This is a genomic window from Pseudomonas sp. ASL7, from assembly GCF_056680375.1.
Genome location: NZ_CM155279.1, coordinates 1517233 through 1537798, shown reverse-complemented (window position 1 = coordinate 1537798; position 20566 = coordinate 1517233). Strand labels below are relative to the sequence as shown.

General features: G+C 55.0%; 23 protein-coding genes and 2 pseudogenes. 11 read left to right on the top strand and 14 right to left on the bottom strand.

What is annotated here, in order from left to right:
• Positions 1 to 25: 25 nt before the first annotated feature.
• The 3 genes from AC1MDT_RS07005 to AC1MDT_RS06995 are packed head-to-tail and all read right to left on the bottom strand — an operon-like array spanning position 26 to position 1385.
• A complete protein-coding gene (locus AC1MDT_RS07005) occupies positions 26 to 349 on the bottom strand; it encodes a hypothetical protein (RefSeq protein WP_480421335.1) in 324 nt (107 codons plus the stop codon).
• A 37-nt stretch (positions 350 to 386) separates the two neighbouring features.
• The gene (locus tag AC1MDT_RS07000; RefSeq protein WP_480421334.1) at positions 387 to 620 is read right to left on the bottom strand and encodes a hypothetical protein; all 234 of its coding nucleotides are present in this window, start codon (positions 618 to 620) and stop codon (positions 387 to 389) included.
• A gap of 54 nt (positions 621 to 674) precedes the next feature.
• Entirely contained in the window at positions 675 to 1385 is a 711-nt protein-coding gene (locus AC1MDT_RS06995; protein ID WP_480421333.1) for an SOS response-associated peptidase, read from the bottom strand.
• Between the two features lie 100 nt (positions 1386 to 1485).
• Here AC1MDT_RS06995 and AC1MDT_RS06990 point away from each other — a divergent pair, with 100 nt between their 5' ends.
• The 3 genes from AC1MDT_RS06990 (at position 1486) to AC1MDT_RS06980 (ending at position 3838) form a co-directional block, all read left to right on the top strand.
• Positions 1486 to 1917, top strand: a complete 432-nt coding sequence (locus tag AC1MDT_RS06990) for a LexA family protein (RefSeq protein WP_480421332.1) — start codon at positions 1486 to 1488, stop codon at positions 1915 to 1917.
• Positions 1904 to 3184: a translesion error-prone DNA polymerase V subunit UmuC gene (umuC, locus tag AC1MDT_RS06985; protein ID WP_480421331.1), complete on the top strand. Its 1281-nt coding sequence runs from the start codon at positions 1904 to 1906 to the stop codon at positions 3182 to 3184. Before AC1MDT_RS06990 ends, umuC begins: the two co-directional genes overlap by 14 nt.
• A 111-nt stretch (positions 3185 to 3295) precedes the next feature.
• On the top strand, positions 3296 to 3838 hold the full coding sequence (locus AC1MDT_RS06980; protein ID WP_480421330.1) for a DUF1543 domain-containing protein: 543 nt from the start codon (positions 3296 to 3298) through the stop codon (positions 3836 to 3838).
• A 39-nt stretch (positions 3839 to 3877) separates the two neighbouring features.
• Here AC1MDT_RS06980 and AC1MDT_RS06975 read toward each other — a convergent pair whose 3' ends face one another.
• Complete coding sequence (locus tag AC1MDT_RS06975; RefSeq protein WP_480421329.1) at positions 3878 to 4675, bottom strand: NYN domain-containing protein; 798 nt, start codon at positions 4673 to 4675, stop codon at positions 3878 to 3880.
• Positions 4676 to 5183: 508 nt separating this feature from the next.
• Between AC1MDT_RS06975 and AC1MDT_RS06970 the strand changes: the two genes are divergently transcribed.
• Positions 5184 to 5699, top strand: a complete 516-nt coding sequence (locus AC1MDT_RS06970) for a DUF4823 domain-containing protein (protein WP_480421328.1) — start codon at positions 5184 to 5186, stop codon at positions 5697 to 5699.
• Between the two features lie 234 nt (positions 5700 to 5933).
• Here AC1MDT_RS06970 and AC1MDT_RS06965 read toward each other — a convergent pair whose 3' ends face one another.
• The gene (locus tag AC1MDT_RS06965) at positions 5934 to 6917 is read right to left on the bottom strand and encodes a LysR family transcriptional regulator (RefSeq protein ID WP_480421327.1); all 984 of its coding nucleotides are present in this window, start codon (positions 6915 to 6917) and stop codon (positions 5934 to 5936) included.
• 32 nt (positions 6918 to 6949) lie between these two features.
• On the opposite strand from AC1MDT_RS06965, the gene AC1MDT_RS06960 reads away from it, so the two are divergent.
• Genes AC1MDT_RS06960 through AC1MDT_RS06950 form a run of 3 tightly spaced genes read left to right on the top strand, consistent with a single transcriptional unit; the run spans position 6950 to position 9044 of the window.
• Positions 6950 to 7558: an FMN-dependent NADH-azoreductase gene (locus tag AC1MDT_RS06960; RefSeq protein ID WP_480422722.1), complete on the top strand. Its 609-nt coding sequence runs from the start codon at positions 6950 to 6952 to the stop codon at positions 7556 to 7558.
• Between the two features lie 36 nt (positions 7559 to 7594).
• Positions 7595 to 8188 carry an NADPH-dependent F420 reductase gene (locus AC1MDT_RS06955; protein WP_480421326.1) on the top strand — a complete coding sequence of 198 codons (594 nt, stop codon included), beginning with the start codon at positions 7595 to 7597 and terminating at the stop codon, positions 8186 to 8188.
• 10 nt (positions 8189 to 8198) lie between these two features.
• Positions 8199 to 9044 (top strand): pirin family protein, encoded by an 846-nt coding sequence (locus AC1MDT_RS06950; protein ID WP_480421325.1) that lies wholly within the window; start codon positions 8199 to 8201, stop codon positions 9042 to 9044.
• A 193-nt stretch (positions 9045 to 9237) separates the two neighbouring features.
• Here the strand turns inward: AC1MDT_RS06950 and AC1MDT_RS06945 are convergent.
• Together AC1MDT_RS06945 and AC1MDT_RS06940 are read right to left on the bottom strand one after the other, a co-directional pair.
• Positions 9238 to 9342: pseudogene (locus AC1MDT_RS06945) on the bottom strand (AAA family ATPase); the annotation flags it as partial.
• Positions 9343 to 9355: 13 nt separating this feature from the next.
• Positions 9356 to 9513 (bottom strand): annotated as a pseudogene (locus tag AC1MDT_RS06940) (transposase domain-containing protein); the annotation flags it as partial.
• Between the two features lie 240 nt (positions 9514 to 9753).
• Here AC1MDT_RS06940 and AC1MDT_RS06935 point away from each other — a divergent pair.
• Entirely contained in the window at positions 9754 to 10254 is a 501-nt protein-coding gene (locus AC1MDT_RS06935) for a GNAT family N-acetyltransferase (RefSeq protein ID WP_480421324.1), read from the top strand.
• A gap of 1276 nt (positions 10255 to 11530) precedes the next feature.
• Entirely contained in the window at positions 11531 to 12061 is a 531-nt protein-coding gene (locus AC1MDT_RS06930; RefSeq protein ID WP_480421323.1) for an eCIS core domain-containing protein, read from the top strand.
• Positions 12062 to 12273: 212 nt separating this feature from the next.
• On the opposite strand, the gene AC1MDT_RS06925 is transcribed toward AC1MDT_RS06930, so the two are convergent.
• The 6 genes from AC1MDT_RS06925 to AC1MDT_RS06900 form a co-directional block, all read right to left on the bottom strand.
• Entirely contained in the window at positions 12274 to 13320 is a 1047-nt protein-coding gene (locus tag AC1MDT_RS06925) for an NAD(P)H-dependent amine dehydrogenase family protein (RefSeq protein WP_480421322.1), read from the bottom strand.
• 308 nt (positions 13321 to 13628) lie between these two features.
• A complete protein-coding gene (locus tag AC1MDT_RS06920; RefSeq protein WP_480421321.1) occupies positions 13629 to 13817 on the bottom strand; it encodes a DUF7693 family protein in 189 nt (62 codons plus the stop codon).
• Positions 13818 to 14397: 580 nt separating this feature from the next.
• Complete coding sequence (locus AC1MDT_RS06915) at positions 14398 to 14757, bottom strand: hypothetical protein (RefSeq protein WP_480421320.1); 360 nt, start codon at positions 14755 to 14757, stop codon at positions 14398 to 14400.
• A gap of 35 nt (positions 14758 to 14792) precedes the next feature.
• Positions 14793 to 14990: a hypothetical protein gene (locus AC1MDT_RS06910; protein WP_480421319.1), complete on the bottom strand. Its 198-nt coding sequence runs from the start codon at positions 14988 to 14990 to the stop codon at positions 14793 to 14795.
• Positions 14990 to 15301: an antitoxin Xre/MbcA/ParS toxin-binding domain-containing protein gene (locus tag AC1MDT_RS06905; protein ID WP_480421318.1), complete on the bottom strand. Its 312-nt coding sequence runs from the start codon at positions 15299 to 15301 to the stop codon at positions 14990 to 14992. Before AC1MDT_RS06905 ends, AC1MDT_RS06910 begins: the two co-directional genes overlap by 1 nt.
• 9 nt (positions 15302 to 15310) lie before the next feature.
• Positions 15311 to 16258 carry a tyrosine-type recombinase/integrase gene (locus AC1MDT_RS06900; RefSeq protein WP_480421317.1) on the bottom strand — a complete coding sequence of 316 codons (948 nt, stop codon included), beginning with the start codon at positions 16256 to 16258 and terminating at the stop codon, positions 15311 to 15313.
• Between the two features lie 180 nt (positions 16259 to 16438).
• Between AC1MDT_RS06900 and AC1MDT_RS06895 the strand changes: the two genes are divergently transcribed.
• Positions 16439 to 17425 (top strand): DNA-binding protein, encoded by a 987-nt coding sequence (locus AC1MDT_RS06895; RefSeq protein WP_480421316.1) that lies wholly within the window; start codon positions 16439 to 16441, stop codon positions 17423 to 17425.
• Between the two features lie 460 nt (positions 17426 to 17885).
• Here the strand turns inward: AC1MDT_RS06895 and AC1MDT_RS06890 are convergent, their stop codons facing one another.
• A complete protein-coding gene (locus AC1MDT_RS06890) occupies positions 17886 to 19430 on the bottom strand; it encodes an MFS transporter (protein WP_480421315.1) in 1545 nt (514 codons plus the stop codon).
• 155 nt (positions 19431 to 19585) lie between these two features.
• On the opposite strand from AC1MDT_RS06890, the gene AC1MDT_RS06885 reads away from it, so the two are divergent.
• Positions 19586 to 20482, top strand: coding sequence for a LysR family transcriptional regulator (locus AC1MDT_RS06885; RefSeq protein WP_480421314.1), 897 nt, complete (start codon positions 19586 to 19588; stop codon positions 20480 to 20482).
• Positions 20483 to 20566: the final 84 nt, after the last annotated feature.

Sequence of the window (20566 nt, the reverse complement as noted above, 5' to 3'; positions counted from 1 at the left end):
GAGACAGAAAAGTCCGCAGTTAGGATCAAGGTTTTGTGGCGCTCAGTGAGCGGTACCAATCGGCATATGAAGAGTTCTCCACCTTGTGCCTGTTCAAGTCCGGCGATCCATCCATCCACCAAACCGGCCCACGCTCTCCAAGTGCCACTTTGGCCGCCTGTACGCTAGCTCGAGCGAGAGTCATCTCACGTGGATCACCCGAGGCTTTCGCTGCTTTCACGGCTCGCCGCGCGCCCATAAGGTCGCTCACCAGACGCTGGCGTTCTTGCTCATCAAGCGATGGGTTAGAGCATCGCCACAATTGTCCGCTGACAACGAAATAGCGGCCATCCGGGGTCACAGGGTTCATGAGTGAAACTCCAGCGGATCACCGTGGCTAGACATCATTAGCCCTGAGCCACGACCTCAATCTCCGTCAGCCCCAGCAGTTCGGCCTGTTCCAGCACCTCTGCTGGCGTAGCATCCGCGTTTGGCATGATCAGGCTGTTCTCGCCGTCCCCAAATTGAAGTTGGAGCAGATGCATCGCTGCTTCATGAACAGGAAGATCTGTCTGGCCGAGCTCGAAAGAATGCTGGCGTGCCTCGCCATTGAATCGGTACTCAATCGTGTAAGTGCGCATGGTGAAATTCTCGGGAGGGAGGAGGGCCATAGAGTCCTTCAATGCACGCGTTCTCTAGTCATCGGCACTTGAAGGCAAGGAGAGGGGTTCCATCAGATGAGGCCCCTGATTGCGCACGTTCCCAATGTCCCTGCCAACGGGATACCAATGAAAGTCCTCAACGGGTCGGCAGTGCTCCAGCGCGATTTCTCGCGCGCGTTCGGGCGTTGTCTTCGGGTCAATCCATTCCCGGGCATGTGCCGGAGCCAACACCAATGGTTTTCGGTCGTGGATATCAACCATGCCTTGATCACTGGCAGCCGTGATGATGACAAATCCGTCGCGCTCGTCCGGTTCAAGTCCGAGATGCACTTCAGCCAGGCCTGCGAAGAACATCGGAATCTGCTCTTTCAACGTGATGAAGTAGGGCTGCTTCTTTTTCGGATCACGTTGATCTTTGACCCACTCATACCATCCGTTCGCCGGTGCGAGGGCGCGGCCATTTGGCCAGAGCTGCTTGAAGAATTTGCCCGTCATTACGGTCTCGACTCTGGCGTTGATGGGGTCGGGGCGTTTGCCCTTGGCCCAGAATGGAGACCAGCCCCAGCGTACCTTGTCCACGCTCAAGCCTTCCCCGCTGGGGCGGATGATCTCGACACGGGTTGTCGGTGCCACGTTGTACCGGTCGATCGGCCAGAGGTCGTAGCCATTGATCACGAGCTGCTTGGACGCAAGCTCTTTTAGGTAGTGATCCATGGGCTCGTAGATCGAGTAGCGTCCGCACATTACTGTCACCCGTCGAAATTTCCTGCTTATGAGATTGACCGCAAGCGGAGTAAATCGTTAACTGTATATTTATACAGCTAATCATCACAAGGTCTGCACCATGAGCATCACTATCTTGGGCCCACTGTCAGCCGGCGGCGAAAAGCTGCCCCTCTACTCGTTTCACGTGCCAGCAGGCTTCCCGTCTCCGGCCGCTGATCACATCGAGAAGCATATCTCGCTGGATGAGCTGTTCGACATCCGAGCCCCCCACGTGTACCTGGTGAAGATTGATGGTGACAGCATGCAGGGGGCCGGAATTTATGACGGCGACCTGGTGATCGTTGATCGAAGCCTCGAAGGTAAGCACGGCGACATTGTTATCGCAGCGCTGAACACTGAGCCGCTGTGCAAGCGACTGTATCTGCGTGAGAACGCCGTGATCCTTCTGTCGGAGAACCCGAAGTATCCGGCAAGGCACGTTATGGAGGGTGACGAGTTGGTGATTTGGGGAGTCGTGAAATACAGCGTTCGTGATCATGACAACTCCTGAATCGGTCTTTGCTTTGATTGACTGCAACAGCTTCTATGCAAGCTGTGAGCGAGTCTTTCGGCCAGACCTTGCACGCACTCCGATCGTAGTATTGTCGAATAACGACGGCTGCGTGATCGCGCGCAGCTACGACGCAAAACCATTTGTGAAAATGGGGGCACCATACTTTCAGATCAAAGATCACTTGCGGCGAAATGGCGTGGTCGCGTTCAGCAGTAATTACGCGCTCTATGGTGATATGAGTGAGCGCGTCATGACCATCATCGAGTCTATGGTGCCAGCGCTTGAGGTCTACAGCATCGACGAAGCGTTTGCGGATCTGACTGGTATTCCTGGTGACTTGACCGCCTTTGGTCGCAAGATCCGAGCGACGATCTTCAAAGGCACAGGCATCCCTGTGGGTGTCGGGATCGCTCGTACCAAAACGCTTGCCAAGCTTGCGAACCACACAGCGAAGCGTCTGCTCGATAAGACAGGTGGAGTGGTCGATCTTTGCGATCAGTTCAAACGCGATTGGACGCTGCGCAATACCGATGTCGGAGAGGTATGGGGTGTCGGTAAGCGGATGAAGGCGCACCTTGAGGTCATAGGCATCAAAACTGCCATGGACTTGGCCCAGGCTGACGCGTGGACGCTTCGCCAGAAATTCAGCGTGGTGATTGAGAAGACAGCGCGCGAGCTTGCTGGCACGCCATGCCTGGAGCTAGGGGAGGCCGAACCACCTAAGCAAGAAATTTGCTGCAGCCGAATGTTCGGTAATCGGCTGACTGACATTGAGCCAATTAAGGAAGCCGTTGCCACCTATACGCAACGTGCTGCGGAAAAGCTTCGGGCTCAGAACTCGCTGTGCAAGAAAATTCGGGTGAGCATCAGGACGGGCATGTTCAACCCGGAGGAGGCCAAGTACGCGAATGGCGCCTTAGTCGAGTTGCCATATCCCACCAATGACGTTCGACTGATGATCAAGGCTGCGACGGAGGCGGTCAATCGCCTGTTCCGGCCTGGTTTCAAGTACAGCAAAGCCGAAGTTCTGCTCATGGATCTGCGGCAGCCGGGCGAGTTCACCGAAGACTTGTTCGCGTTATCGCAGCCTGCTGCGGCTGACAAAGTGATGAGCGTTTTGGACGACATCAACGGACGGTGGGGAAGGGGAACGCTGCGTGCGGCGAGCGTGCCGGTGTCCCCGGGTTGGGCGATGCGCCGAGACCTGATGAGCTGCAGCTACACGACAAAGGTAGATCAGCTTTGGACTGTGAAGGCCAAGTGATAAAAATCCATGCCTTGAAATCAACGAAATGAGTACTGGGGGCCGCTTGCCCAGGGCCAAAAACGAGACACTGCTTTACGAATGCGCACAATTTCTCACGGAGGCCAGAAAATGCTGTTCGTTGTGATGCTGGGCGGCAAGCATCCTAGAGCAAAAATTGAGGTGCACGATGTAGCGTTTGTGGTGGCCGACAGTTTGGAGGCGACATATTCGCAACTACGTGAAAGCTGGTTTGGTAGCCCCGCTGGCTTACACATCGATGCGTGGATGAAAGTCGACGGTGTAGAAAAATGGAAAGTGGAGCTAAGTCAGCTTGCCCCGTCGCCGAACTCGCCACGCTTGTTCTTCATCAATCTAGGCGGTTATGAATCGAGATCGTTTGGGGAGGCTCATCACTACTTGCTTGTTGTTGCTGAGACCAAGAGAGAGGCAATGTTTCAGGGGAAGCGACACATGCTGGCCCAATGGGCTCAACCCCACACCGATACGGTGATTGACGTCGATGACTGCCTGCCAATCGATGAGGTGGGTGGCCGTTACGTCCATTTGGTGGAGGGCGCCCACGCGGGCGTAGTACAGAGGAACGACTACATCGTTATCCCAAATTGGTCTCCGCCTGGCCCAAGACAAGCGCACTCGGCGGATGGCAAGTAAATTGGTTTCATGATCGGTGGACGGCAAGCGGCTGTTCGACTATTTACTTTGCTGCTTATGCCGGGCGTACATCACCGCAGTCCCGCCCGATGTTCCCCTGGCTTGCAGCTCAAAGGTCTGGGGATACCCTTTGATCAGATCACTCAGCTTTTTGTAGCCATGGGTACGAGGGTCAAATTCAGGTCTTACCTTGGTAATGTTTGCTCCCAAAGCGCCGAGATGCGCCCAGCCGTCTTCGTCCGCGATGTCGTCCATGATTTTGGCGATGAATCCCACAGGTGCCTTTGGCGTTTTTCTGGGTTCGGGAGCTGCTACGGTTTTCGCTGAGTCGGTGATTACGGTTGAGCCAGGAAAAGTCTCACCATTGCCCGGCATGATGACGTCTGCGCGGAGCAGCTCGATGTAGATGAACTTGTCGCATGCGGCCACGAAAGGTCTAGGGGTTTTCTCTTCCCCAAACCCGTACACGGTCAATCCTTCCTCACGTAATCGAGACGCCAGGCGAGTGAAGTCACTGTCGCTGGATACCAGGCAAAATCCGTCGAATCGCCGTGTGTAGAGTAAGTCCATCGCGTCGATTATCAGCGAGCTGTCGGTGGCGTTTTTACCCTTGGTATAGGCGAACTGCTGGATGGGCTGAATAGAATGATCCAGAAGGACTTTCTTCCAGCCGCCGAGTTGTGGCCCAGTCCAGTCGCCGTAGATGCGTTTGACACTTGCGACACCGTACTTGGCAATCTCTTCAAAGAGGCCTTCGACAATGGCTGCTGGCGCGTTGTCGGCATCGATCAAGACGGCAAGGTGTTTCTGGCTGCTATTGGGGGTGTGAGTTGCCATGGATCATCCTTGATGAGCTAAACCATCACCATACCTCAAACGGCAGCCTATTCCTGACTTCCGTTGCTACCTGTCTCGGCACTGCCCATGCCTCGACCAGCTCACCCATCCTGTCATAGCTAGGTGGATTCAACTAAATCAGGCAATCGGCTGTTGTCAGCGCTCTCCTCGCTCATATAACGCGAATCACCGACCTCCACACCAGATTCTTGCTGGGCCTCATCGGCGATGCGAATCGAAAAGCTGCAGGTGTATCCTGGAAAGTACCCATCGAGACGACCTACCACAAGGTTCCAGAAACGGGACATTAATCCATGTAATCGGTCTTGATGTTCCGTTTCGGGGGCATTAGAACGCGGGCTTTTCTCGAACTATGGGCTTGCGGTTTACAGCTATACGCCGTAGCTAAACGCGGTTCTGCTGGTTTAGGTTTTTTGCACGAGTGCCTTAACGCTTTGTTATATTCAAGGATGTCGATAGGCCATCCAGGCCCATACAAGGATGTTTGATGCGCACCTCCCTGATTCTCGCTTTGGTCGCCGTGCTCTCTGGTTGCGCGGACTCACACAACTGGTCACCGCAGCAGAACGGCTCGTTACGCATTACAAAAACTGATCGAATCTACGTCTCGACGCCTGCTGATGGCGAGTATGGCGATCACGTCTATAACGGCTCTGGCCGCAACACCTCGAAGATTATTTACGACGCCGCAAGCGCCAAATCCCACCTGGTACGCATCGGTGGCTTGGCTGAAAACTTCGAGGACGCTATCGCGGAGGCTCAGCGCACCGATCAGGACATCTTGATCTTCCCGACGATTTTGCACTGGGAAGACCGAGCAACAGAGTGGTCGATGATCCCCGACAAAGTGGAGATCAAAGTAGAGGTCGTGCAGGTTAGATCTGGCGACGTAATCAGCTCGGGCATTATCAAGGGCAAGAGCGGGCTGGCTACTTTCGGCGGGGATGAACCTCAAGACTTATTGCCAGAGCCGGTGGCTGATTTTGTGTCCTCCCTGTTCTAACAGGTGGTAATTGCGCAAAAGTATGGAACGAGTAAGGATGGCCGGATGGCCGTGGAATCCCCAAGTGCGCATTCCACGCGATCCGGGTAAGCGAACACCAAACACACCTTTTGAAACTGACCCGCGCCTCTCCTGATACAAACTCCCCCTCAACACTACCCCCCGTTCCATTGGCAGTCTTCAGTCAACACGAAAATCTCCGCGACCAAGGCCCAGAAACTTCGAGCATCGTGGTCAATCGATTGGGGAGCAACTGAGGCGATCAATCAGCCATTGTCCAGCTGGCCCCGGCAGTGAGTCTGGTGCGTGAACTGCGCAGATATCTATTTTAACTCCCTCCTGCGGCGAACCTTCCACATCGAGCGGAGCCAGAGCGCCAGCCGCTACGTCCTGTTCGACCATGTGCCAAGGCATGCTGCCCCATCCAACTCCATCCTTGAGGAACGCGTACTTCGTCGATAGATCCGCCAGACGCCAGGTCGAAGGCGACAGCACGCCAAAGTCCTTCCCCGCCAGTAGTTCTGATCGATCCGTCAGCACCAGTTGAACGTGCTTGGCCAATTCCCGCCGAGAAATTTTCCCACTCAGTCTGGATAGCGGATGATCAACTGATGCCACCACCACCAAAGAGAATTCGCCAATTCGTTCGATTGATAGGGTGGGAAATGAAACTGGCAGTGACGCCAGAATGCCAAGGCTGCACCGACCATCGAGTATCGGCTGATAGCCCGCACCGAGGCCTTCGACGAAAATCTTCAGGCGAGTATGCGGGAAGCGCTCGGCGAATTCTTTGACTACGGCAGTAACGGCGGACGTCGGAAAGAATACGTCGACTACCACGGATAATTCAGGTTCCAACCCTGACGTCATGAGCTTGGCTCGGGCCTTCAGAGTGTCGACTGCCGAAATGATGTTGCGCGCATCCGTCAGCAGCAGAGCACCTTGGGGTGTCAATTTGGGGAAACGACCTGAACGGTCAAAAAGCGTTACCCCAATCTGATCTTCCAAGCCGCTCACCCAGCCGCTCACTGCCGATTGCACTCTGTTGAGTTTCCTCGCGGCCGCAGAAAAACTGCCTTCATCTACGGCAGCGACAAATGTTCTTAGCTGATCAAGCGATACACCGTCGAGCATCTCGCCCCCATCAATCTCAATTAACGATACATAGCATCTCAATATACCGTCTTTTAAGATCCTCAAGAACAGCTCATCTTTCACCTGCCCATTAAACCGAAAGCTAGGTGACTGAAATGCAAATCCTCCATCTTGACGCCAGCATTCTAGGCGCCGCATCTGTCAGCCGTACCCTGTCTTCGCAGATCGTCGCGCGACTCGCTTCGCTCCACCCGGGCAGCAAGGTGATTTACCGAGATCTCGGCCAAGATCCTGCACTACACCTTTCCATGGAGCATCTGTCAGCCTGGCAGGGCACTGTGGCCAGAGACGCCGTGTTGGTAAACGACCTTTTCAAGGGAAATGCCTATCTGCAAGAACTCCTTGATTCGCAGATCGTGGTAATCGGCACGCCTATGTACAACCTGACTATCCCGAGCACACTCAAGGCTTGGATTGACCGGGTCGCGATAGCAGGCAAATCCTTCCAATACACCGCCACCGGCCCAGAAGGCCTCTTGAATGGAAAGCAGGCTTACATCGCCTCGTCACGGGGCGGTGTGTATTCGCCTGGTAGTCCAGCGGCAGCTCTAGAACATCAAGAGAGTTACTTGATCGGGCTATTAGGATTCCTGGGCGTCATCGATACACGAGTCGTGCGCGCGGAAGGCTTGGCTGTAAGTCCTGAGGACAAGGATGAGGCGATAAATAGGGCTCTTCAACAAATCGCCACGATTGGCGCCTGATCAAATCTACTTTCATTTTTCTTCAGGAGTTAAAAAATGAAATACGCCATTATTGGTTCCGGTAACGTCGGAACCGCCATTGCTCGCCAATTTGCCCGTGTCGCGATTCCAGTATCTATTGCGAACACGAGAGGGCCGGAAACGATTCTTCCCCTCACAGCAGAGTTGGGAGAGGTGGTCACAGCCACCTCTTTGGCAGAGGCGCTCTCTGCCGACGTTCTATTCCTGGCACTTCCATTCATCGCAGTGGAGGCTCTAGCTCGTAGTCGATCTGACTGGGCTGGCAAGATCATCATCGATCAGACCAACGCCTATGGTGTAGCACCGGAAACACTTGCGGGACGGCTCTCTTCTGACATTGTTGCCCAAGCGCTGCCAGGCGCTTCGGTCGTCAAAGCTTTCAACCAACTTCCGGCTGGCGTACTGGCCCGAGATCCCTCTCAGGACGGCGGACGGCGTGTCGTATTCGTCTCTAGCAACGACGAAAAAGCTGCCTCCACCGTCAAAGCCTTAGCAGAACGACTCGGGTTCTCGCCAATCCTTGTCGGCCGAATCGATGAAGGTGGCCGCCTTCTTCACATCCCTGGCCCACTGGTGCTCCACAACTTGATCGAGCATCCACTCAAATAAGGCGATGAGCATGAAGACTGACGAGCCGATGTTCGTTCGTGAGGTAGCTCGTGTTGCTAACCCTGACACCTCAGCTGGACGTATGGCCGGGCATCGGGCTCGCCGACTAATAGATGGCGATCCAGCCTTTTCCGATCCCTTCGTAGTGATGGCCGAAGACTGGATGCCCCGTGGAGCATTTCCTCGTCATCCACACCGAGGCATGGAGACAGTGACCTTTGTGATTGATGGGGCTGTCGAGCATCGCGACAGCGCCGGGAATAGGGGCATGATCAAAGCGGACGATGCTCAATGGATGACAGCGGGCCGAGGGGTATACCACGAAGAAAATGCGCTTCCAGGAACGATGGCCCATACGTTGCAACTATGGGTGAATTTGCCAGCGGCACTGAAGATGTCCGAGCCACGTTATCAGGATCTAGCGGGCAGCACGATGCCCGTCAGGCGAGAGCCGGGGGTCGAGGTTCGGGTCTTCTCGGGTCAGTCCGGTAGCGTAATCTCATCCACTCTCAACCATGTTCCAATCATAATGCTGGATGTGCGGATTGAGCGCGGAGCGTCATTTCGGCAGATGCTCCCAGCCACAGACAACGCTTTCATGTACGTCTTGGCAGGCATACCGAAAATTGGGGAGGCTGGGAGGCTCGTCCCGGCCAGCCAACTGGCATGGCTGACCCGCTCTGGGAAAAGTGGGCAGTCAGAGGTCACGCTCAGCGCCGAGGATACGGATGCCCGGTTGCTGTTCTTCTCAGGCCGTCCATTAGGCGAACCTATCGCTCTTGGAGGCCCATTCGTGATGAATACAGAGGAAGAGATTCAACAGGCGTTTGTCGACTTTCAGACTGGGCGGTTTTGAGTAACAAAGCACTGTGTGTTGGCGCTGATTGAAAACTGACCCACCCTGCCGATTGAAAATTGACCCAGGACGGATTGCTGACTTTTGCCCCAGCAATTGAGGATAAGCTTAGCAGCAGTGTTCCGGTTGAAGACGCATCGGGCCCGACCGCATGCAGGCATGCAGGCATGCAGCAGGGCACTTATGGTGCGGATCAAAACGGCTCATCGTCCTCGATACCATCTCCGTCCTTACGCTTTCGTTCCCGTGACTTGATCTTTGTCTGGGCGGCCAAGGTGCTGTGTTGCAGGCGGTAGGTACAGGTTGCGTAACGGCAACCAGTTATGCGGCAGCAGCTCGGCGATCCCCTGGCGCGCTGCGTCGGCAGCCGCGTTAGTACATCTTTGAGATAAGCATACGGATCATGCCCGTTAAGCTTGGCCGATTGGATCAGGCTCATCAGCGCAGCCGCGCGTTGAATCGATCCTAACCGGCGGGTTTTGGTTTCGTGCAGTTGGGGCTCCGGTAATCAGGTGTTTTTACCAACTCCGAGACACTGCGACGTGCTGAGATACTGATTGAGCAGTTCATCGCATTGGAAGTGAAGGTCGAGGGGCGAGGTGGACTTGAGTGTTCTTTGTTAGGCTAGGGCTCTAACCTCAAACTAGGGTTTGATTACACCATGCTTACACACTCGTTCGATTGCCAGCCCACCCTACGCGGAACCACCTTGACGCTTCGCGCCCTCAGGCATAGCGACCTTGAGGGTATGTTTGGCGCCGCTGGTGATCCAGAGATCTGGTCGGGCCACCCGGCTAAGGATCGATATAAGCGAGAAGTCTTCGAGCCTTATTTTGAATTCCTTCTTTCAACCCAAACAGCGCTTACAGTCTTCGACATTCACTCTGGCGAAATCGTGGGTACCTCGAGCTACTACACCCCGCCAGACCTACCCAACAGCATCGCCATCGGATTCACATTTTTGATTCGCGAAAAGTGGGGTGGTACTGCGAATCGCGAACTAAAACAGCTGATGGTTGAGCATGCGTTCACAGCTTTTGACATCGTGTACTTTCACGTCGCCCCCACGAATATTAGATCACAGACGGCCATGCTGAAGCTCGGTGCGGCACATATGTATAACGCTGTACTGAAGGTTTCGACTGCACCTCAGGAAGCGAAATGTTACGGGCTCACAAAGACCCAGTGGGCACAATCACTGACGGCATAACCGATTTGTCAGGAAGGCGGTATGACGTCTACGGGGCAACCGAATCTCGCGGTTTAGCTGACTATTCGAGCCTGCAAGCCATGACCGTCATACAGATAAAAGTCTGATTCAACGCTAGGCCTATAGCCACGCAGGCACATCCGATGCCAAGCGGTAAGGCGATAGAGACCAGAGGCTTTCGCCATTCTAGGATGCGCGCTACCGCAGCACCGGCTAGGGCGCCGGGGAAGGACAAAAAGTATCCCAGCCACGCCATCGAGTCGGGGTGGCGAGCCGAGAAAACCCATGTCCCAAATAGGGCCAGGTAGATAGAAAGGGCGATAGCGGCCCCCGCGATCAATGGGGGAGACGCACGAACCACCCACAGCAAAAACAGCACGGCCACATGCGGCGCCCAGTAATATAGAAAGTTGAGGGCGAACCACTCCTGGTCATGTGGAGCTAGCCCAGCCGCCACAAATGCTCCGGAAAGCAGGGCGAAAATTGCTACCCATGTGGGCAATTTCTGAAGCGAAAGCGATTGCATGGATATCCTTATCATCGAGTTGCGGAATTGTAGCTAACGCACTACCGGACTGAATCTAGCTACCGATTGAGACGCATGATCAGCCAGCCATCGGGGCCGCGATACATACGAATATAACTAGGCATCTCACTGCACAGGTAATGTCAGTATTCACGATCCGTAATGAATCGATCAATGCGCGTGTAGGGGTTCCTGGAGATGCAGCACATTAGGAGCTCTGGGGCTCCGTAATTTTTTGATAACCTGATCGGCTCTGACACATTCGGGGCGGCGTACACCAGATGCGTCTCACTAGCCCTGAGCGTATCCGATGAGCAGAAGTCGACGCAAAACCCGCATCCTTGGTATTACCACTGCAAAGTCAGAAGCCTTCGACAAGGCTTGCTGGCATCGAGCATTTCGCCGTGCTGAACACCAGCGCTTGCAGGCTGCGCCGGATCGTATGACTCGTGATATTCGAGAGTTTTACAACCCGTGGTTAATGCATAAAGATGGAAAACTGTGGTGGACGAGGAAGCAGCTAAGCGACCGGTTGATGAGAAAGTAGGGTAGGCATGCAGTGCATCCCACCGGTATCGCTTTTTCTCGCCGTAAGGGCGTCAGTCAGCACGTTGGTGGTACTAGATATTGCTGTACGGTGGTGACGGCTAAAGGGTGGTCGCGCTGTAATGAACGAATGGATTCCGAGCCGTACTTGGGTGGTTAAGGACAGCTTATGCTGCTGCGGAAAATGATCAGGAGTGAGATTCAATGGCTGAGCTAGGCGCACCCAAGAAACCGCATCGAAGCCGCAAACCCGAGGGTGTCACACTGAACCCCGAGGGCGCGGAACTCCAAGACAATCTAACGGCTCAGCGTAATTCGGCGGCGGTCGAAGGTAATCAGGAGAAGTCGCAACATGTCCTGGTTCTGCAGGGTGCAGGCGCTTCACCGATGCAGTTTGCACAGAGATCCTCAAGCCGAGCAGACACCGGGCTGCCCGATCAGTTAGTAACGGGCATTGAGGCGCTTTCGGGCATCTCCCTGGATCAAGTCAGGGTGCACTACAACTCAGGGATGCCTGCACAATTGAATGCTCAAGCTTACGCGCAGGGCGATGAGATTGATTTGGCGTCGGGACAGGAGACGCATCTGGCGCATGAGGCATGGCATGTGGTGCAGCAAGCGCAGGGCCGAGTGCAGCCGGCCACGCAGGTGAAAGGATCTGCCCTCAATGCAGATATCGGTCTGGAGGCAGAGGCCAATTTGATGGGCTCAAAGGCTCAGGCTTCAATGGAATAAATGGCGGCAGCGCCACTGCGAGATCGAGCAAGTTCTGCCGCATCAGTGTATGCCTGCCTGATCTGTACCAGGTATGTACGCTGGCCGCTTACCCCCCACAAACTTGTCGCACAAATTGATTTGTTGGAAGGCATCATGATGCCTCACGTCTGCGTATAGCCAACTAACCGAGATTTTTTGTCATTGAGTCACGTTGAGATCCGCGATGAAGTTTAGGTCAGCGACGGTTTCAGTGGGCCAAGCTGCGAGATCAACTTTATCCCGGGCGGAGCAGCCATTACATCTGGAATGCGGTTCACCATGCATGATGCTGAGGTATGTACGCCATCGGCACGGTCGATCTGGATTTTGGATGGTGGCCTTCCATCAACGGCCCACGTCATGTTTTCGGACTCGCCTTCCGCGAGGAGACGCAGTTCAATGTGCGCGCTTGCCGTAGGCCCTTCTACGGTTTCGACAGATACGGTGATCCGCAGACCGAGCGAGGTGCCAGGCTCCAAAAACCTGTTGAGGATACGACACCACACTGGTTGATCGGAAAGTACCGGCTCGCGCAGCTCGGTCACGTTTTTGATAGTAAAGCCAAGCGCGTGCATCACGTGCGTCGGTATGCCTTTATACAGCTCTCCTAATTGACCGGGTACCTTGGTTACTTTTTCTAAAAACTCGGATTGCGTCATGTCAACGCCATAGGCGCGCATCATGCGTTCGTTCGCTAACTCTGCGTTCGTTAAGCTGCGATGCGTGAGCGAGCGAAGCTCTGTGCACGGCCCCGCAATCAGCAATCCCGCCCAGATGCGGGAGAAGTCCCAGATGCCAGTCCCGGTGAACGTGACAGCGTTGCTCTTAGCCAAGGCGTCGATTTTTTCGGCTAAGTCAGGATCGGCGCCTTGCGGAAAATAGGACTCTGAGCCGTGGCAGATGACATTGATGCCGGCTCCCAAGAGGCGTTGATAAGCCGCAAAGTTAAGGTTCAGCCTCTCGGTTTGCACCACCAACGCGATGTCCGCACCCATGGTCGCGTAGTCGGCGGTTTCACAGTCCTGTACGACGACTCCCAAGTCTTCGTTCAGCCCGGCGAGCCGCCCTAGATCCTCGCCGATTTTGGGGCCTGCCCGGTTCACCGCCGCAACGATTGGCCAGCCTTTTTTTACGAGAATGCGCACAGCCTCCATACCGTAGTATCCGACCCCGTAGATCATGACCCTGGGCCTGAGGCGTGCAGGGTCTGTTGCGGCAGTATCGTAGACGACGCTCATGAAAGTACCTTTGGCAGATGAACTCGGATGAGAAAGCTAGCGCTCCTTATGCAAGCCCGTTGATTAAAAAGAGATAAGCGCAATGCGGTTTCGCCGCACAGACAAAAGAACAAACGCTGGCCATGCCGTCGGATTGTCTCGATAAGGCGTCAGCCATTTGCAAATGACGTTGGCATAGATGCCATGAGCAATGGCAACGCTAGAAAGGGTCGCGCCGAGTTGCAGGCATTCTTAAATAATCTGGGCCTGTAATGCTGGGGTTTAGAAAATGACTTCCCCGGATGCTTACAGTTGTACAGCGTAATTATTCATCCATCCACCTCAAAGACGACCAGGCCAGCGTAGATATCAATCCACGACTGCAAGGTAATTCTTCTCATCGTAAGCGTGCCTACGGCCACATAACGCAGCACCTGATAAACCTCTCGGGGGAGTGAGACTCGGTGCCGTGTCTTTGCTTTGTTCCAAAACCGATTACCTGTGAGTGGGCCTCCCATCAAACCATGCTGAGCGTTATTACCAAAGGTCGTTTTGCCGGCAAAAAATCTTGGCTGGTCAGTACTACTGCGTGCTTAGGCTACGATGATTCTGACCGATCGCTTATCAAAATGTGATCTGTCGAGGTCGACGATGTACATCTCAAAAAGCTTTACGCCACAACAACTGTTCGCCATGGTATGGGAGACACCAGTGCTGGTTCTGGCTCGGCAGATTGGTGTCTCTGACGCGGGACTTTCCAAGGCATGTCGCAAGGCAGGGATAATCTTGGCGCCACGTGGTCATTGGGCAAAGCAGGAGTCCAGGCGCCCGAAGCGACCTAAGCCGCCGACGTCCACCAGCACTGTCGAGTTTCGGGTGCTAGATACCAAGTTCATCGCCGAAGCGCCGACACCTAGACCACCAGAGCCGCGTATTAGGATCGATGTCCCAAAGGTACTTTCAGATCCTCATGCCCTGGTACGAAAGTGGATGACCGCAGCTCGTAAGTCCAATGTTGTAGACGGCAGCCTATCTCTTGATCAAGGCGAATTCTTGGATGCAAAAATATCTAAGGGCGAGCGTGTGAGGGATATGGGGTCATAGCCCCATATCGAGCTGCATACGCCACTCAAGCATCTCTGCTGACAGCAGTTGCGCAGGTAAGGCTTGGACGATACCCCGCAGCAAATAAGCAGAATGACAATTAAGTATGGCGACGTTGGCCGGGTCATCTCCCCAGAACGCCAATTCAGCTCCCGCTCGCCGCTGACCGTTGCGCAACGCTTCTAACGCTTCGGCGCCTAACCATTCAAGGCGTAGAAAACCGTACAGATTGACCCCGCGCGTTCTCACATAGCCCCCGAGGAGATCAGCGACCAACTGCGTTAGGGGTTCTGCACCAAGCGTGGCCACTGCCAGCTTCCACAGCTGCCCTTCCTGGGATGTAGTTATCTTCATACAAGGGTCAAATCATCATTCGCGCGGGCACGGATTCATTGAGGAATGGGTTTTGGTGCCAGGAATCTTGGAGCACTGGAATCTTCCAGATGCGCCACCAAAGCCGTGTGCAATTCGGACAAAGCATCTCGCAATCGAGCATCTTCACGAGCGTCGCCTGAGCCTGGTTTGAACGATTCGACATGGTGGAGCAGGGCGTCTGCGTCGTTTTGATTGAGGTCAAAAACGATCATTAAGCTGGGTATCCATGGTTAATTTGCTCAAGCGTATCCATGACCAGCAGATATCCTTCGGCATCGTGAGCAATCTCCATAGGCGATCGGCTACCTAGAGCCTTTTTGGGGTGGGTCAGCCACGCTTCCGCTTTCTTTTTGTTGCCAAAGATCTGCTCGGCTTGTTGCTGGATCTGCTCAACATAATTCATTTCATTCATCCCCAGTCGCCAGCCCTTGCGCTGAATGTTATCAAAACCCGCATCGAGCATGGCTCTCGCTTCCTTTACCGCTGAAGAAACGTCCATCTTCAGCAAGTGTTTATTCGACATACCATGCTGCTAAGCATTTTCGATGCGCGCGATGGGGGCCTGCACAGCAAATCCTCCAAACGAAGAGCTCGAGTCGACGTATCTAATCGCTGACTTGATGTCCTTCCAGCCCACATAGCTCATCAGCGATTTGATATCCCAGCCATTCGCAGAAGCCCAGGTCGCAAACCCTCTGCGCATCGAATGACTGCTGTACATCTCAGCCGGGACGCCCGCCTGCTTGAATATCCTCCGTAGCATTGGGATCAGGCTGTTGGGATTGATACCGCCGTCAGCCAGATTTCCCCAGCGATCGAGCTTCCTGAACACCGGCCCGCGCGCCATCCCGGCCACGGTGACCCAGTTGATGTAAGCGTCGACCGGACACAGCTTCTTAAGCGCCGGTGTTTGGTAGCTCGCGCCCAAGTGCTGGCGGTCACCTTTAGTGTGCGGCAAGTAGAAGGTGATACCTGTGCCGGCTTGCGCCTGGGTGTTCTCGACCTGCAGGCGCGCCAACTCGTCGCCGCGAAAGCCTCGCCAGAACCCAATCAGTACGAGCGCGATATCACGTCGGCACCGCATCACAGTTTTGAAGTCATTGCGCTCGGCTGCGAGTGCCGCTTCTCGTTCAAGCCATCCCACTGCCTGCTCAAGGTGACTAAGAAGCAGGGGAGTTGCCTGTTTTTCCTGGGTTGGGTGCAGCGTCCGGATGCCTTTGATCATCTGGCGCACTGTCGGCGTTTTGGTCGGATCAGGGAAACCCTGAGTGATGTGCCACTGGGCTAAAGCCGCCAGGCGTTGCTTCAAGGTACTGATGGCGTGCTGATCGGCGTACTCGGCCAGGTAGCGCACGATGCCGTCTCCGGTCGTCGGCAGGAATCCGCCCCAGGTCACCTCGAAGTGCTCTATCGCAGCGCGATAGCTCTTGCGGGTGTTTTCCCGGGTGCCGGCCTGCAGGTAGCGATCAGCCTTGTTCATCTCGACCCTTCCACGGCAAACGTACCTTTCCCGATGTCAGGAAAGGCGAGAATCAGTTTCATGATGCAATAATCTTCTATTATTTTATCAAATAATTCGTCTTTTATAAGCCTTGTTTTTCCATTAAGATGGTACATAAATACGTAGTATGTAAAACAGTACGAAATCGTAGGAGCAAAAATGGCCCGTGGCGGTGTAAACAAGGCAATTGTGCAGAAAGCCCGTGAGGCGCTGCTGGCCCGTGGCGAGAACCCGAGCATCGATGCGGTGCGGGTTGAGCTCGGTAATACAGGCTCAAAAACCACTATTCATCGTTATCTCAAAGAGATCGAGGCGCACGATCCGCGCCCTGAATCCTCGCGTGAACGGCTGAGTGATGAGCTCACCGAATTGGTATCGCAGATGTTGAATCGGGTGTTGGAGGAGGGCGGCGACTACGTCAACGAGGCCCAGGCTCAGTTCAATCACGACAAGGCCACCCTTGAGGCGAAGCTGGAAGTCAGTCAGTTGGCCTTGGCCGCCTTGCAACGAGAGTTTGATATTCAGCGTGTTGCCTTGGAGACCGAGTCTGCTGAATTGCAGACCAGCCGTAGCAGTCTTCAGACCGAACTCACGCGCAATGCCCGGCTGAGCCAGAACTGCAGTGATCTGGAACTTCGCGTCCACGAGAAGGACGAGCACATCCGCTCGCTGGAAGAAAAGCACGTCCACGCACGCGATGCGCTGGAGCACTATCGGAACTCGATCAAGGAGCAGCGAGACCAGGAACAGCGCCGCCACGAGGGCCAACTGCAACAGATTCAGGTTGAGCTGCGCCAGCTCCAGCAAACAATGATCATCAAGCAGGATGAGCTGACTCGGTTGAATCGGGATAACGAGCGATTGTTGAGCGAGGCTCGACAGCAATCCAAGGCTATCGCGGCACAAGACGATTCCATGCAGCGCCTGGCAGGCGAAATCAACGAGATGAAAACGGTCGTTGCCAGGGCAGAGGGTGCAAAGGAGATGCTGCAGGAACAGATAGCCAGGCTTCAAATGGAGGCAAAGTCGCTCATCGATGCATCGACTCAGGCGCAACGAAAGTCAGCTGAGGTCACGGCACTTTTAGACGCGTCTAACGCAGAACTTACACATCTTCGGCAGATGCAGGCAGAGGCTGCAAGATAGCTCTTCGAGGCGCAACGCTCCTGATCACTTTACCTGCGCCTTGCGCCTCAAATGGTCGCTTACTCAGAAATGGAGATTGCTGTGATTGAAAACTCTTGCGGTCAAAACCCACCACGTTCAAAAGTGGCGCATTTGATATTACAGGTCGCCCATCAGAGGCTGGCCGAGATAGTAAGGGCCGGCCGTTTACCGATGGCTCCAGTCATTGTCCGGAGAATGGCCGATACCTCGCCGACTAGTATTCCTTACTGGACGCCATGACATGGGCTATTTCTGTGAACGGCGTTATCAGGCCTGCAGCGTATAGGATACGAGCGTCCACAAGACATAGGTGCAGGAGGAGAGCGACGTGCTCAGAGTTCGGACATCGAGCCCCGGGAAATCCTGGCTGACGGCGAGGAGGTCAGTAATCCCAGGATTTTCGTGATCAATACTGAACGCCTCGGGATAGGCGGTTCAATTAAGCGAGTTGATCCAGTCCATCACTTTCGATCTCGGTTTCGTCGTCGACGTTGCCACGATCAAGGAACAGGAACACCACGGCAGCGGTCAGGACGGTAATGGCCGTCAGTATCAGCAACAACGTGCTGAAAGCAGCGCTGTAGCCACTGATGAGCAGATCATGGGACGTGTTAGGCAAGATGGAAGCTGCCGTCGCGAAATCTCCTGTTACCAGTCGTTGTGCCGCCTCAACCACTCCTATCGATGCGCCGCCTGCAGACTCGGTCAGGTGCTGAGCCGTGAGCGCCGAAAGAATTGCGCTTACAACGGCCACCGCCACACCTTCCCCTGCAATCCGGGTGGTACTGAATATCCCGGTTGCCATTCCGGCGCGCTCCTTGGGAACCACACTGACGGCAAGACCATCCATCAAGCCCCAAGGCAAGCTGATGCCAATACCAATGACCAGCATGGGCAACATCACATCGAGCGTAGCGCTACCAACCGGGACGTGGCTCAGCCAATACAGACCTGCTGCCGAGATCAGCAATCCCACGCCGCAAATAGTGGACGGCTTGAACCACCGGGTCATGTGGCCGGCAGCAATTGGCAGAAACAGCAGGGGGGCCGAGAGTGCAATCATCAGTTGTCCCGCGGCAATTTCACTCATGCCGTCGATGCCGACGAAACGAATCGGCAGCAGAATCAGCAAAACCACGTAGGCATAGGCGGGCGCGGCTGCCAGCAATTGAACGCCTACAAACCGCGGATAACGGAACAGTGTCAGGTCAAGCATCGGTTGGGCGACACGTTGTTCAATCAGTACAAACGCCACGAAGGAAATGAATGAACACACCAGCAGGGCGATCACGGTAGGGTCGCTCCAGCCGCTATCGGGTGCCCTCAGGATTGCGTAGGTGAATACGGTAAGCGCCCAGGTAAAGCTCAACGCACCTGGCCAGTCGATGCCGTTCGCATCAGGGTTACGGGACTCGCGCATGTAGCGTAGGCCCAAGACCGTCGCGATTACCGCCAGCAACGTGATCAGCAGAAAGACGGTTTGCCAGCCAAAGGATGCGATCATTAGCCCCGAAGCAATGGGCCCGAATGCCAGCCCGATTCCGAAACTGCTACCCACGTAGCTGAACGCACGAACCCGATCAGCGCCATCGAATTCTTGTGCCAGTGAAGCCATGCCGCCGGAAAAGGCCGCTGCGGCAGCAACGCCTTGGGCCGCTCGTAGAATATCGAACCACATCAGGTTGGGAGCGAAGGTTGAACAGGCCGAGAAAACAGCGAAACCGGCGATACCCGCAATGAACACGGCTTTGCGGCCGTAGTTGTCAGCGAGCGCACCCGCCACCATCAATCCACTGCCAAAGGTCAGCATGAACGCATTGGTGACCCAGTTAAGCGCAATGGGTGTTCCATCGAAGGCCCGGCCAATGGCGGGTATGGCGACGGCGGCCGCGGTGAAGTTAAGAGGCATGGTGATTGATGCGATGCACACGGCTATCAGCAGCAGTGTTTTCTGCACCGCACTCAGGGCGGCAGGGGTGGACATTGTGACGATCCTCAAATCAAAAAAAGTGCGGCGCCCAGCGATTGCTTCGGTGCCGGCAAAAAGATGGGGAAAGGATAGAGGTCTCGCAATCCATTAAATAACGCTATAAATTCCGCGCATAACGGAACCAAATGATCGAATGAGGAAGCGCGACTGTGGATCGGCTGAGCGGGCTCATGGCTTTTGTGAGAACGGCGGAGCTTGGTAGCTTCGTCGCTGCAGGTAGAGCGTTGGGGCTTTCAGCATCTGCGGTTGGGAAGGGTGTGACCAGGCTTGAACAGCAACTGGGCGTCCGGCTGTTTCAGCGCTCGACTCGGAGCCTGCGTCTGACGGACGAGGGCAGTGAATTTCTAGAGCGTTGCCGGCGTATTCTGGACGACCTGGACGACGCCCAGGCAACGATTTCCCGCAGCGCCGAAAAACCTCGCGGGCATCTGCGAGTGAGTACCCCAACCGTCACCTACCATTTGCTTCTCCCCCTCATCCCTGAGCTTCTCGCGCGCTTTCCGGACATCGAGCTCGATATCGATTTCAACGACCACATGGTCGATCTAATCGACCTGGGTGTCGACGTAGCACTTCGAAGTGGCGCTTTGTCGGACTCACGTTTTATGTCCAGGCCTTTGCGTCCGGTTCAATTGCTGGTGTGTGCCGCGCCGGCTTATCTTGAGTTGCATGGCACGCCTGAATGCACGCAAGACCTCACGGGACATTCTGCCGTGCGCTTTCGCTTTCCCAACAGCGGCAAACTGCAAGATTTTCCATTGGATCTGGCGCCCGGACAGGCTGAGCCGCGCACCCACACCGTGTTTACCTGCAACAACATGGAAGCCTTGCGCAGGGCAACAATCAGCGGGTTAGGCATCGGGTGCATGCCAGATTTTCTGGCTCGTGAACCCTTGGCCACGGGGGCGCTTAAAACGCTCCTGAGCGACTGCATCAAAGGCTCCAATCCACTTAGCCTCGTCTGGCCGTCAAGCCGACACCTATCACCCAAAGTCAGGGTTTTCGTGGACTTCGTGGGGCAAGCGTTGTCTGCGGATGTTAAGTAAGCGGGACTCTACAAAGTCGACATCTTGGTTTGCTGGCAACCTCTCACTGAAGGCGTAGCGCTTTCAACAGAATCGAACCATATC